Origin of the sequence: Bacteroides sp. 1_1_14 (assembly GCF_000162515.1) — a bacterium.
Taxonomy (GTDB): domain Bacteria; phylum Bacteroidota; class Bacteroidia; order Bacteroidales; family Bacteroidaceae; genus Bacteroides; species Bacteroides thetaiotaomicron.
This window is the reverse complement of sequence record NZ_GG774709.1, coordinates 300,997-314,529: the sequence shown is the minus strand read 5'-3', so window position 1 is coordinate 314,529 and position 13,533 is coordinate 300,997. Positions and strand designations below refer to the sequence as shown.

Genomic DNA, 13,533 nt, shown 5'->3' with positions numbered 1-13,533 from the left:
CTAGTCAATCAACAATTTGTGCTTTCTCTTAAATATAGCACGATAACCACGATATAGCATCCTATAGAAACCGAAGTGTTTACACATAAAATATCGTTTGATTGACATACTCGGGCCTAGTTGCCAAGGAGTAATATGACGATATTCACGCATTTTCAACATCGTTTCATCTATGATATCCTCAAAAGCCGGTGACGGAGGGCACAACAAAGTATGGTTAATCAAATGAATCCCTCTCTTAAGTACGCCAACGGAAGATTCACCTCCAAGTTCCGCATTTTGAATAAACTTATCCTGTTCATAAAGACTCAGGAAGTAATGATATTCCTTTACCGGATCATAACCACCACGAGTAATGCTTTCATTCTTATGAATCATATAATGGTATTTAGAGACACAACTCAATACCACTTTCTGAGAGCTATAAAATACTTTATATAATACAGCCACGTCCTCATAAACCCGTCCGACAGGGAATGAAAGGCGGTCAAACAATTTACGTTTAAAGAGCTTCGCCCATAAATAGTTCTTTACCAAGTCATTCTTTACCAAAGCACGTATAATCTCCTTTCTGGAGAAAACATACAACTTACCCGTGTTGTTGATTATTTTAGAAGGCCTTCCCTCCTGCTCAAGAAGATAAGTACAAGCAGAAACATCTGCATCATGCTCTTGCATCAAAGCGTAAAGATACTGATACATATCATGATCAATCCAGTCATCACTGTCAACAAAGCCCAAGAGCTCTCCCGTAGCTGCAGCCAAACCAGCATTACGGGCAGCACTCACCCCACTATGAGGCAAATGAATAGTCTTAATGCGCTGATCCATACGCGCATACTCATCGCAGATACCGGAAGAGCCGTCGTCAGAACCATCATCAACTAAGATAATCTCAAGGTTCTTATAGGTCTGCTCCAGTATAGATTGCAGACAAGTCTTCAAATAGTCCTTTACATTATAAACAGGCACTATAAGACTAATCAATGGTCCAGAGATATTAGTATTCATATTATTCTACTTGTCAACTTTTTATTTTACTGCAGCCCCTTCTATATAGAATGCTATATAACAAGGAATACTGCAAAACTACCCTCGATTTTAAATAAATTTCACACTTGTCTGTGATTCGATAATACAATCTAAACACTCTCAAATCAAACAATTACCTCTTATTTGCCATTTATACAGTATAATTCGTCTAGTTTCCAAAGTTCATTCAAAGATTTCCACTGTTTATCATTCAGGTTAGTTTTCCCATTATTTTTCTTTTGTAAGCTATTATTCTGCGTTTGAGGCAGCTCTATCGGCCGGGGATAGAATTCACCCCCTCCTGTCACCTCGACCCGCCTCTTTAATTCATTCGCTTTCAACCATAAATCATCCGCAGACGGACAATGTTCACTGATTATTTTCCAGTCAAACAACTCCTCTCCATACCAATGGGGAGGATAATAAATCCCGCCACATCCGATTGCCACATTCTGCAAAGAACTATTCACCGGCATCGTAAACACTTTCGTCCACTTTCTATATACCGAAAAAGAATTTCCATCCATATGAATCTTCCGGATAACGTTTCCGCAAACCGTATCCGGATACTGATACGATAAGGAAAGCAAACGCTCAACCGTATTCCGGGGATAAATCAGATCATCATCCACTGTTATCACTTTACTATCCGGATATTCACGGAAAACATAATGATACTTCTTATGTGAACGGAAATTCTCAGACACAAATCTGAATTCTATTCCTTTAGCCATCAATTTTTTAAGTTCTTCTGGCAGATCATTCAACCGTCCGGGGAACTCCTGTTCCGACAACCATACAATTATCTTTTCGGGCGGACAAGTCTGCCACAGAATCGATTTCAACATCAGATGAAGCTGAGAAATACGGGGAGGAAATGTCGTCAACGAGACAATGACTCCCGAATGGTTCGATAATGCCGGAGCATCAGTGTCCTGCTGATAAGCACGCACCACTTTATCATGATACTTTGCTCTTCTCCACCTGCAAGACAAAGAATAGATATGTCGGTAAAATCCTCCTTTTTCCTTATAGGAAGTCAGCTTCTCTTCTTCCCGTATATAGCGATCATAATAACTGTTCACCTTCACAGACTGACCTCTCAGTTCATCCTTTACAATGCCCAGAGAAGCCCATTGAACCTTTGCTCCACGAGTATGCTTTCGTATATTCCGGTTCTTCTGAATAGAGTCTTTCGTCTTATACCCTCTTGCATGATCCAAATGGAGGCATACGGTAGAGTAACGTATCTGCATACCATGAATTCCATAGTTCTCCAGACGTTCTCCAAATTCACGGTCTTGTCCACCGTACTGCATACGCTCGTCAAAACCATTCACTGCCAGAATATCGCTTAGCCAACCAGAAGCGTTATGCCCGTTCCAGCTTGCTTTGGTAGGAGTAAATGTATTTAATGCCCACCTTTTAAATCCTGTAGCAGTCAGTTTATTATTTTTAAAAGAGGCAGGCATCCCTTTTCCTCTCATCCATTGCAGATCAAAACATCTGCCGGATAATATATCGTCCTTTGTAATATCTTTCGACAAATCCATACTCAACTTATGATATCCGCCGGACAGGAAACGTCCTTTACGGCGAAGACACAGGTGAGTTGAGACGAAGTCTTTACGTGGAATACAATCGCCATCACTGAAAAGCAGGTAATCTGCTTGTGCAGCCAGTATGCCTTTATTCAGAATATCGCATTTACGGAATCCTTTATCTTCGTGCCATACATGCTTCACCTGAAAGGACAATTGCGGAGTTATCCTCTGCAACATATCATAAGTTTCTTTCCGCGAACCATCATCGGCAATAATCAATTCAAAGTTCTTAGTATCCTGGGCTTCATATCCCCACAACACCTTCTCCAGCCATTCAAGCTGGTTGCAGGTTGACAGTACGACCGACATCTGCAAAGAAGTAGTCTTCCGACTAAAACAGATAATAGAATAATTGCACTCCATCTGTCCCTCAGCCCAATAAAGTTCTCTCGAAATCTCCCTCCATCCGACTAAGTCCACACGATCAGTGCCATCAATGTCTTCCTCCTTATGCAAACGAACCAGACATAATGCGTCCTCATCCTGATCTTCTTTCAAGTCAGCATGATGAGCCAGCAAGTAGTCCCGCACTTTTTCATCCGAACAAACAACATTATTTTCAAAAGCTACTATCATTAATTACCCTCCTTTAGCCATTAAATATCCAACTGAAACCAGACCTGATGTCTGCGACGATATCTGTTCCAGAATTTCTTTCTGTAATGCAGAACCAAACGCACACATTCCTCTTCGTCCATCCCTCTCGAACGGGCATACTCTTTTCCCAACAAGATGAAGAAGGGTGTCTGCCCCCATAAACGGGCAAAATTCGCACAACCTTTCTTAATATCCACTTCGCCAAAATGCATTCTGTTAATATCCACCAGTGAGAAATGATATTCTTCTCCTATCTTGTCATACAGGATGTTTCCCGGCGAATAGTCCAGATGCAGAATTCCGGCTTCATGCAGACGCGCTGTAAATTCCGCAAAAGCGGTCACTACATCTTCGCAGCTTTTTATATCCGCATTGCCAAACTGGCAAAAATTATATCGATAGGGAGATTGTATGCTCATAAAATATGAATGACCAATCAAACCCATTTTTGTCTCTTCTATATAGGCAATAGGACATGGGGTTTCAAACCCTTTCTCCAACAGTTTCTCCGGATAAACAAAAGCCCGTTTCCCTTTCGAAGGGCGAAAGAAAGCATAAGCGATCCGGTTTATCAGCGGAGGTATCGTATACCGTTTCACGTTAATATCCAATCCATCCACCGTGATCATCTTTATCAAATTTCGCCCGGAATGAATTACCGTTCCTATTGTCTCAAAATCTTTCGGAATACGTTCTACATATTCTCTCAGATATTCGTATTTGGGGTTAATCATTATTTTCATCTTACGAAAAAACAAGAATGGTCATACTTCTCTTCATCTCTCAACTCTTTTGCCCGGTCATCTTAAAATATTTATCCAACACAAGCAGTGATATCAAATTTTCTCTTCTCTTATCTTTAAACTGGGACACATATTCATGGGCATGTCTGATGATCTCCAATGATTCGTCTACATGCTCTATATAGTAATTCAACCGTTCCTCCAGATCAGAAAAATCCGGTTTTATTTCAATATAATGATAATTGGGAATAAGCGTGCCTTCCATAAACCATGTCTCACAGGTAGGCCGGGGCATCACTGCTATTGAATTTGATGACATCACCCATTTCAGGTTGCTGGCCACATCGATTCCTTCAAGAGCCATTATGAATTTATAATCCAAATGCTCATTAATCGTTTTCTTCTCCGTGCGCCACTCTGCCGGATCAGTCGTATTTTTGCTGACATCGCCCAAATCGCACATCGGATGATGAAAATACATTTCCATAAAAAGCTTTCTGGAAGGTTTTCCTTTTACCTTTCCACGAAAGATTACCATATTTTTCTTCTCAGTAAAAGCCTTCTTATCCTCCACAAATATAAAATGACGAACCTTATCCAGTTTCATCACAATCGAATTCGCATTATCATCTGTCAGCGGACGGCTTTTCACAATAGAGGGATAGTCGGGAACAAATGTCACATCACCGGGACAAAAGCCCCACTGAAACTGATCAGAAAACCAGCGGGTATATTGATAAGTATCAAAGAAATACACTTTTTGTTTGCTCATCTTGTGCTCTGAAAGATGCGGAGCAGAAGAAGGTAATTGCACCGTTCCGGAAAGTTTGTTATAATAGTCAACGCGACGTTCTATATAATCCTTGTCCTTCCGGCGGGATAGTGAAGACAACTTTCCTTGTAACCGCAGCCGGAAAATGCCTTTCGGAATGATAAGTCTGAGAGCATTTACCGAGTAGTAAATGAACTTAGGATTTTTCCCGCTACGCAACTTATATAAAAGTTTATTCTTCATTCTTGTTCCATATCTCAGGAGTACCTGGCTCCTAATTGATGATTCCTTCAATCTTCGCTATTACCTGTTCGGGTTTTATTTCTCTCAGGCAGGCATAATCGCCCCGCCAGCATGGTTTCTGTCCATATACGGAGCAGGGACGGCACGACAGATCAAGCTGTACCGTATTGACCGGCAACTGTTTCCATCCCATAAATCCGGCATAAGGATGAGTAGCTCCCCAGACAGAGATCACCGGAATATTGACCAGTGAAGCCAGATGCATATTCGCCGAATCCATCGAGAGCATCACATCCAGATGACTCATAAGATTCAGTTCGGTACGCATATTCAGCTTACCAATCATAGAAACGACGGAAGGATATTTCGCCACCCAGCCATCGAATACTTCCTGTTCACTCTTGCCACCACCGAAAAGGAAAACCTTCACCTTCGGATCGGCGGCAAAATGGGCTACTATCTGCTCCTGCAATTCAATAGGGTATATCTTACCCATGTGTTTAGCAAAAGGAGCTATACCAATCCATTTCAAATTATCTTTTGCGCCTGTGACAGGTTCTATCTCTGCAAAGTTTCCTTTCTCATCTCCATAAATCGAAGAAAAGTTCAACAATACAGGAAAACCCAGTTTCTCCAATACATCGGCATAACGTCGGAAAGAACTTTTCTGGTTCTCCAATACTTTATGCCGGCGGCGGACTAATTTTTCTTTTCCCACTCTACCTTTATAGATAGATGCCACAGGTATATTAGCCAGCCGGAACCTCAGACACAAGTATTTCGTACGAAGTACATGATGAAAATCTGCCACATAGTCGAAACGCTTTGCTTTCAGTTCCGAATAAAGGGTGTTCAACCCCCATAATCCTTTATGTTTACCCGTCAGGTCAGCACCGATAAAACTCACATTTGCAGGAAGTCCCTGAAAAAGCGGTTGCCACACAGCACGACTCAACACAGTAATTTCAAGTTGAGGATATTGTACTGCCAGCGAATGTACTACCGGTATCGTCATGGCTACATCGCCAAGAGCCGAGAAACGGATAATGAGAATACGCGCCATTCGTTATTTTTTTGCATAAAGCACCGGATTCAGCGCCGGGTCATTATACATCTTCATCTGTTTATATACTTTCATATACTTCTTCCCTGCTTCGATGTCAGCCAGCAGCTGATCGATAGCCGAAGAAAGGTCTTTCTGTTGTTCCAGCAGAATATCCAGTTTTACCTGGCATTGTGCACGATGTTCTTCCGTCGTATCCGTACGCTCCACTTCTTGCTGCATGTGGTAAATTTTCAAAGCAAGAATAGAGAGACGGTCTACTGCCCAGGCAGGACTTTCCGTATTGATGGTAGCATCTGCCAGCGGCTTTACATCCTTATATTGATCAAGGAAATAGCTGTCGATCAGCTCCACCAGATCCGTACGGTCCTGATTGGATTTATCGATTCTTCTTTTTAAAGCTACGGCTGCCACCGGATCAATATGCGGGTCACGGATAATATCTTCGAAATGCCATTGTACGGCATCAATCCAGTTTTTCAGATACAAATAATACTCTATCGACTTCAACTCGTAAGGATTGTTCATCGGCGCATCTACGCTGTCCGTCACATGGTAATCTGTTGTCGATTTCCAAAAAATATCATTGCAAAGGTTACTAAATGTCATAATCTTAACTAGCTAATAGATGTATAATAGGACAAAGCTATGTAATATTTTTCAGACAAGCAACCGTTTCTTACTTTTTTATTTCTTACCTTTGTCTGAGCAAAAAAGGAATTGTATATGAAAATTATTATAGATGATAAGATACCTTATATAAAAGAGGCAGCAGAGAAAATAGCCGACGAGGTAATCTACGCACCGGGAAAGGATTTTACACGGGAACTGGTACAGGATGCAGACGCACTCATCATCCGGACCCGCACTCACTGCAACCGCGAATTGCTGGAAGGCAGCAAAGTAAAATTTATCGCCACAGCAACCATCGGATTTGACCATATCGACACCGAATACTGCAAGCAGGCAGGCATCGAGTGGGCGAATGCCCCGGGATGCAATTCCGCCTCGGTGGCTCAGTATATACAATCCTCTCTTCTGATCTGGAAATCTCTTCGGAATAAAAAGCCGGACGAACTGACGATCGGCATTATCGGTGTAGGTAATGTAGGAAGCAAAGTGGCCAAAGTCGCACAGGATTTCGGTATGCGTGTACTACTGAACGACTTGCCAAGAGAAGAGAAAGAAGGAAACATTGCCTTCACCTCACTAGAGAAAATAGCCGAAGAATGTGATATCATCACCTTTCACGTACCTTTATATAAGGAAGGGAAATATAAAACGTACCATCTGGCAGACGGGAATTTCTTCCGGTCTCTCCAACGGAAGCCTGTTGTCATCAACACTTCAAGAGGAGAAGTGATCGAAACAAACGCCCTGCTGGAAGCCATCAACAACGGTACAATCTCGGACGCAGTAATCGACGTATGGGAACATGAACCGGAAATCAACCGTGAATTATTAGAAAATGTACTGATAGGCACCCCGCATATCGCCGGATACTCTGCCGACGGAAAAGCGAACGCCACCCGAATGTCACTGGACTCCATCTGCCGCTTCTTCCACCTAAGCGCAACTTATGAAATCACCCCGCCCGCCCCATCTTCGCCTCTTATCGAAGCAAAAGACCGCGAAGAAGCTCTGCTGAAAATGTACAATCCCATCGAAGACAGCAACCGATTAAAATCCCACCCGGAACTATTCGAAACCTTACGGGGAGATTACCCGTTGAGGAGAGAAGAGAAGGCGTATATGCAGGTAATAGGTAATAAGTAATAGGTAATAACCATGCGGATATCTACCGAACGGGTACGGTACCAAAGTAACTACGATTATTACTTATTACCTATTACTTATTACTTATTACCTACTACCTATTACTTCTTCTACAATATGTGGGAAATGCTCATACTCCAGAGCGTGTACTTTTTTAGCCACCTCTTCGGGTGAGTCATCGGGAAGTACGGGGCAGGTGGCTTGGAAGATGATGCTTCCTTCGTCGTAGTGCTCATTAATATAATGTATAGTAATACCACTTTCTTTTTCGCCCGCAGCTACTACGGCTTGGTGAACTTTGTCGCCGTACATACCTTTTCCGCCGAACTTGGGCAGGAGAGCAGGGTGTATATTTATGATTTTATCGGGATAAGCATGCAAAAGCAAATCCGGCACGCGGACAAGGAAACCTGCCAGCACGATAAAGTCAATGCGATATTCCTGCAAAATAGCCAGAATTTCATCTCCGGCTATCCAGTCCTCCTTCGGGAACACGTTACAGGGCACTTTCAAACGATGCGCACGTTCCAAAACGTAGGCATCACTTTTATTAGAAAGTACTAACGACACCTCAACGGAGTCGCTCTTCTGGAAATACCGGATTATATTCTCGGCATTTGAGCCGGAACCGGAAGCGAGAATGGCGATGTTTTTCTTCATTATACTCGAATTCAATGCACAAAACAGTGAAAAATGTGCAAAAGACTGCATTTATTTAGTCAAATATTTGCGCAAAACGATAAATATTCATTCCTTTGCACCGCAAATTTAAAGAAATAAAACTAATTATTAATTAAAAACTTAAAGTTATGTCTGAAATTGCATCAAGAGTAAAAGCGATTATCGTTGATAAATTAGGCGTAGAAGAATCAGAAGTTACTAACGAAGCAAGCTTCACTAACGACCTGGGAGCAGATTCTCTTGACACTGTAGAACTTATCATGGAATTCGAAAAAGAATTCGGTATCTCTATTCCTGATGACCAAGCAGAAAAGATTGGTACTGTAGGTGATGCTGTATCTTATATCGAAGAACACGCTAAGTAATTATCCGATTTCATCAATATGGAATTAAAAAGAGTGGTAGTAACAGGCCTTGGCGCCATTACTCCTGTTGGCAATGATGTACCCGAATTCTGGGAAAATCTAGTGAACGGGGTTAGTGGAGCAGGGCCTATTACTCATTTTGATGCGTCGCAATTCAAGACCCAGTTTGCATGCGAAGTGAAAAACTTCGATGTAACTAAATATATCGACCGTAAAGAGGCAAGAAAGATGGACTTATACACTCAGTATGCTGTCGCTGTTGCCAAAGAAGCGGTATCGGACTCCGGTCTTGACGTCGAAAAAGAAGATTTGAACAGAATCGGTGTTATTTTTGGCGCCGGTATCGGTGGTATACATACATTCGAGGAAGAAGTAGGCAACTACTACACTCATCAGGAAATAGGTCCCAAGTTCAATCCGTTCTTCATCCCGAAGATGATCTCGGATATTGCTGCCGGACAAATTTCTATCATGTATGGCTTCCATGGTCCTAACTACGCGACTTGTTCAGCATGTGCTACTTCTACCAATGCCATTGCGGATGCCTTCAACCTGATTCGTCTGGGTAAAGCAAACGTAATCGTATCCGGTGGTTCGGAAGCAGCCATCTTCCCTGCAGGTGTAGGCGGTTTCAACGCTATGCATGCTCTGTCAACACGCAACGATGAGCCGAGCAAGGCTTCACGTCCATTCAGCGCAAGCCGTGACGGCTTCATCATGGGCGAAGGTGGCGGTTGCCTGATTTTGGAAGAACTGGAACACGCTAAGGCCCGTGGTGCGAAAATCTATGCAGAAGTTGCCGGTGTAGGTATGTCTGCAGATGCTCATCACCTGACAGCTTCCCATCCGGAAGGTCTTGGTGCCAAACTGGTAATGCTGAACGCTCTGGAAGATGCAGAAATGGATCCGAAAGAAGTAGATTACATCAACGTTCACGGAACATCTACTCCGGTAGGTGATATTTCTGAAGCGAAAGCAATTAAGGAAGTATTCGGTGATCACGCATACGAACTGAACATCAGTTCTACAAAATCAATGACTGGTCACTTGCTGGGAGCTGCCGGTGCGGTAGAATCTATCGCAAGCATCCTTGCCATCAAGAACGGCATTGTTCCTCCGACTATCAACCACGAAGAAGGTGACAACGACGAGAACATTGACTACGACCTTAATTTCACGTTCAACAAAGCTCAGAAACGTGAGGTTAATGTTGCCCTGTCCAATACATTTGGATTCGGTGGTCACAATGCGTGCGTTATCTTCAAGAAATACGCTGAGTAAAATCGTGTTACGTAACCAAATAGATAAGATAAGACTCCTGTTCCGCAAAGACAGAGAGTCTTATCTTTGTTTTTACCGGATACTCGGATTTTATCCGCACAATATCCAGATCTACGAACAAGCGCTCCTGCATAAGTCATCTTCCGTCCGCTCCGAGAAGGGACGTCCGCTGAACAACGAGCGACTGGAGTTTTTGGGTGACGCCATCCTCGACGCCATCGTAGGAGATATTGTCTATAAACGTTTCGAAGGAAAACGGGAAGGTTTCCTGACAAACACACGTTCCAAGATCGTACAACGGGAGACTTTGAACAAGTTAGCCGTGGAGATCGGCCTGGACAAACTTATCAAATATTCTACCCGCTCCTCTTCTCACAACAGTTATATGTACGGGAATGCTTTCGAAGCATTTATCGGAGCCATTTATCTGGATCAGGGGTATGAACGTTGCAAGCAGTTTATGGAGCAGCGAATCATCAACCGTTATATTGATCTGGACAAAATCTCCCGCAAAGAGGTCAACTTCAAGTCCAAGCTCATCGAATGGAGCCAGAAGAACAAGATGGAGGTTTCCTTTGAGTTGATCGAGCAGTTCCTCGACCATGACAGTAATCCCGTTTTCCAGACAGAGGTTCGTATCGAAGGGCTTCCTGCCGGAACCGGTACGGGCTATTCCAAGAAAGAATCTCAGCAGAATGCCGCGCAAATGGCTATCAAGAAGGTAAAAGACCAGACATTCATGGATACAGTCAATGAAGCGAAGTCGCAGCATTCGAAGCCGTCAGAAGTGGAAACAGAGTCGGTCGAACCTGAATTGACTGAGTCGGAAACCATGGAACCAGATACTTTGGAGACCGAAGCACTGGAAGCGGAAACGACTGCAGGCAAAGTCGAAACGACTGTTAATGAGGCCGAAGCAACAGAAACCGAGAAGGAATGACAACTCCAACTACCATCCTAACGACAAAAGAGTAAATTATAAGTTAACCGAAACAAATCCCCATGCGGCGGCCCTGAATCACTAAATCGTGATCTTCAGTTACCAACTTCAATTTACCGGCAACTTCTTCAAGAGGAATAGACGAAATGTCATCTCCTTTTAAAGCAATCATACGCCCGAATTGCCCGTTGGCAATCAATTCTGTCGCGTGTCCTCCCATACGGGTAGACAGATTACGGTCGAAAGGAGTAGGCGAACCGCCACGCTGAATATATCCCAATACAGTTTCACGTGTTTCGATGCCCGTTTCATATTCTATTTCCTGTGCGATGTATTCCGCGGCACGTTTCCGACCATCCGTCAGGATGCCTTCTGCCACCACTACGATGGAATAGGGTTTGCCTTTTTTCAGTCTTTCGAGGATTGTATTTCCTATATTCTTGATGTTGTAAGAGATTTCGGGGACAAGAATGACGTCGCCGCCACCCGCCATGCCCGAATACAGGGCAATCCAGCCGGCTTTATGCCCCATCACTTCAATAACCATCACCCTTTTGTGCGAGCTGGCGGTAGAATGCAAGCGGTCGATGGCGTCCGTAGCGATGCTCACGGCGGAGTCAAATCCAAAGGAAATATCCGTTCCCCAAATATCATTATCAATGGTTTTGGGAACTGATACGATGTTGACGCCCATTGCGGCAAATTTAGCGGCAGTTTTCTGCGTTCCGTTTCCTCCGATGCAGACGACACAATCCAGTCCCATTTCCTGAATATTCTGAAGAATCAGTGCCGGCTTGTCGACATCCGAGACGACGCCTCCTTTTTTAAAAGGTTTCTCGCGCGAAGTACCCAACATCGTACCCCCTTGGTTCAACAATCCGGATAAGGATTTATCAGTAAAGGATTCGATGTCTTTTGTCAGCAAACCTTGAAAACCACTATGAATTCCTATTACTTCCATCCCATAGTGATTGATGGCAGTTTTGCACACGCCACGGATAGTGGCATTTATACCGGGGCAGTCTCCTCCGGAAGTCAGGATTCCAATTCTCATTGTCGTTTTTTTTAGTCAGAAACTCGGGATTCAAGAAAAGTCGCCAAATTTTAACGATTATTTCCGTCGTAAAGATAGAAAAAAAAGATAAATAAGGTTACTTTTGCACGACTAAACATTATTATGTTAAAGCAGAAATGAATATTACAAAGATTATTAGTAAGACTTTCGATTCCCGTTTAAAACAAATAGACCTTTATGCTAGTCAGGCTAGTGAGATACAGCACCGTGTGCTGAGTCGCTTAGTGAACCAAGCTGCACAGACAGAGTGGGGAAAAAAATACGACTACGCCTCCATCCGTAGCTATGAGGATTTCAGAAACCGCCTTCCAATACAGACTTATGAGGAAATAAAGCCTTATGTAGAACGCTTGCGGGCGGGGGAACAGAATCTGCTTTGGCCATCGGAAATACGCTGGTTTGCCAAATCATCCGGAACGACCAATGATAAAAGCAAATTCCTGCCTGTCAGCAAAGAAGCTCTGGAAGACATTCACTATAGAGGCGGTAAAGATGCTGCGGCACTCTACTTCCGCATCAATCCGGACAGTCACTTTTTCTCGGGAAAAGGGTTGATTCTGGGAGGCAGCCATAGTCCGAACCTCAACTCCAACCATAGTTTGGTGGGAGACTTGTCGGCGATTCTGATTCAGAACGTCAATCCGTTAATCAATTTCATTCGTGTGCCGAGCAAGAAAATCGCTTTGATGAGCGAATGGGAAACCAAAATAGAAGCAATAGCCAACAGTACTATTCCGGTCAATGTGACCAGTTTGTCCGGTGTACCCTCATGGATGCTGGTACTTATCAAGCGTATTCTCGAAAAGACCGGCAAACAAACTCTGGAGGAAGTGTGGCCGAATCTGGAAGTATTCTTCCACGGCGGAGTGGCTTTCACCCCTTATCGTGAGCAGTACAAACAGGTGATTCACTCAAAGAAGATGCATTATGTAGAGACCTACAACGCTTCCGAAGGGTACTTTGGTACGCAGAACGATCTTTCAGACCCTGCCATGTTGCTGATGATCGACTACGGTATTTTCTACGAGTTCATTCCATTGGAAGAAGTTGATAAGGAAAATCCACGCGCTTACTGCCTCGAAGAGGTGGAGCTTAACAAAAATTACGCAATGGTGATTTCTACGTCCTGCGGATTGTGGCGATACATGATCGGTGATACGGTGAAGTTTACCAGCAAGAACCCATATAAATTCGTCATCACAGGACGGACGAAGCATTTCATCAATGCTTTTGGAGAAGAACTGATTGTAGATAACGCCGAAAAAGGCTTGGCCAAGGCTTGTGCCGAGACGGGAGCGCAGGTTTGCGAATACTCTGCTGCACCGGTATTTATGGACGAACATGCCAAATGCCGCCATCAA

13 protein-coding genes are annotated in these 13,533 nt (G+C 43.4%); 5 read left to right on the top strand and 8 right to left on the bottom strand.

Annotated elements, in window-relative coordinates; genetic code table 11:
* The 6 genes from HMPREF9007_RS05545 to HMPREF9007_RS05570 form a co-directional block, all read right to left on the bottom strand.
* The gene (locus tag HMPREF9007_RS05545; RefSeq protein ID WP_008762970.1) at positions 1–1,011 is read right to left on the bottom strand and encodes a glycosyltransferase; all 1,011 of its coding nucleotides are present in this window, start codon (positions 1,009–1,011) and stop codon (positions 1–3) included.
* Between the two features lie 161 nt (positions 1,012–1,172).
* A complete protein-coding gene (locus tag HMPREF9007_RS05550; protein ID WP_008762969.1) occupies positions 1,173–3,212 on the bottom strand; it encodes a glycosyltransferase family 2 protein in 2,040 nt (679 codons plus the stop codon).
* A 20-nt stretch (positions 3,213–3,232) separates the two neighbouring features.
* Positions 3,233–3,976, bottom strand: coding sequence for a hypothetical protein (locus tag HMPREF9007_RS05555; RefSeq protein WP_008762968.1), 744 nt, complete (start codon positions 3,974–3,976; stop codon positions 3,233–3,235).
* 40 nt (positions 3,977–4,016) lie between these two features.
* Positions 4,017–4,991, bottom strand: coding sequence for a glycosyl transferase family 90 (locus tag HMPREF9007_RS05560; RefSeq protein WP_008762967.1), 975 nt, complete (start codon positions 4,989–4,991; stop codon positions 4,017–4,019).
* Between the two features lie 31 nt (positions 4,992–5,022).
* Positions 5,023–6,054: a glycosyltransferase family 9 protein gene (locus HMPREF9007_RS05565; RefSeq protein WP_008762966.1), complete on the bottom strand. Its 1,032-nt coding sequence runs from the start codon at positions 6,052–6,054 to the stop codon at positions 5,023–5,025.
* Positions 6,055–6,057: 3 nt separating this feature from the next.
* Complete coding sequence (locus HMPREF9007_RS05570) at positions 6,058–6,663, bottom strand: DUF4254 domain-containing protein (RefSeq protein WP_008762965.1); 606 nt, start codon at positions 6,661–6,663, stop codon at positions 6,058–6,060.
* Between the two features lie 117 nt (positions 6,664–6,780).
* Between HMPREF9007_RS05570 and pdxB the strand changes: the two genes are divergently transcribed.
* On the top strand, positions 6,781–7,830 hold the full coding sequence (pdxB, locus tag HMPREF9007_RS05575; RefSeq protein ID WP_008762964.1) for a 4-phosphoerythronate dehydrogenase PdxB: 1,050 nt from the start codon (positions 6,781–6,783) through the stop codon (positions 7,828–7,830).
* Between the two features lie 87 nt (positions 7,831–7,917).
* Here the strand turns inward: pdxB and purN are convergent, their stop codons facing one another.
* Complete coding sequence (gene purN / locus HMPREF9007_RS05580; protein ID WP_032850628.1) at positions 7,918–8,541, bottom strand: phosphoribosylglycinamide formyltransferase; 624 nt, start codon at positions 8,539–8,541, stop codon at positions 7,918–7,920.
* A 98-nt stretch (positions 8,542–8,639) separates the two neighbouring features.
* On the opposite strand from purN, the gene HMPREF9007_RS05585 reads away from it, so the two are divergent.
* Genes HMPREF9007_RS05585 through rnc form a run of 3 tightly spaced genes read left to right on the top strand, consistent with a single transcriptional unit; the run spans position 8,640 to position 11,097 of the window.
* Positions 8,640–8,876 carry an acyl carrier protein gene (locus HMPREF9007_RS05585; protein ID WP_004291965.1) on the top strand — a complete coding sequence of 79 codons (237 nt, stop codon included), beginning with the start codon at positions 8,640–8,642 and terminating at the stop codon, positions 8,874–8,876.
* 18 nt (positions 8,877–8,894) lie between these two features.
* Positions 8,895–10,157, top strand: coding sequence for a beta-ketoacyl-ACP synthase II (gene fabF / locus HMPREF9007_RS05590; RefSeq protein WP_008762962.1), 1,263 nt, complete (start codon positions 8,895–8,897; stop codon positions 10,155–10,157).
* Positions 10,123–11,097 carry a ribonuclease III gene (gene rnc, locus HMPREF9007_RS05595; RefSeq protein WP_008762961.1) on the top strand — a complete coding sequence of 325 codons (975 nt, stop codon included), beginning with the start codon at positions 10,123–10,125 and terminating at the stop codon, positions 11,095–11,097. The genes fabF and rnc overlap by 35 nt, the downstream gene beginning before the upstream one ends.
* Positions 11,098–11,140: 43 nt before the next feature.
* Here rnc and HMPREF9007_RS05600 read toward each other — a convergent pair whose 3' ends face one another.
* Positions 11,141–12,151 carry an ATP-dependent 6-phosphofructokinase gene (locus tag HMPREF9007_RS05600; RefSeq protein WP_008762960.1) on the bottom strand — a complete coding sequence of 337 codons (1,011 nt, stop codon included), beginning with the start codon at positions 12,149–12,151 and terminating at the stop codon, positions 11,141–11,143.
* Positions 12,152–12,288: 137 nt separating this feature from the next.
* On the opposite strand from HMPREF9007_RS05600, the gene HMPREF9007_RS05605 reads away from it, so the two are divergent.
* Positions 12,289–13,533, top strand: a 1,245-nt coding sequence (locus tag HMPREF9007_RS05605; protein WP_008762959.1) for a GH3 auxin-responsive promoter family protein, incomplete at its 3' end; no start/stop codon positions are given.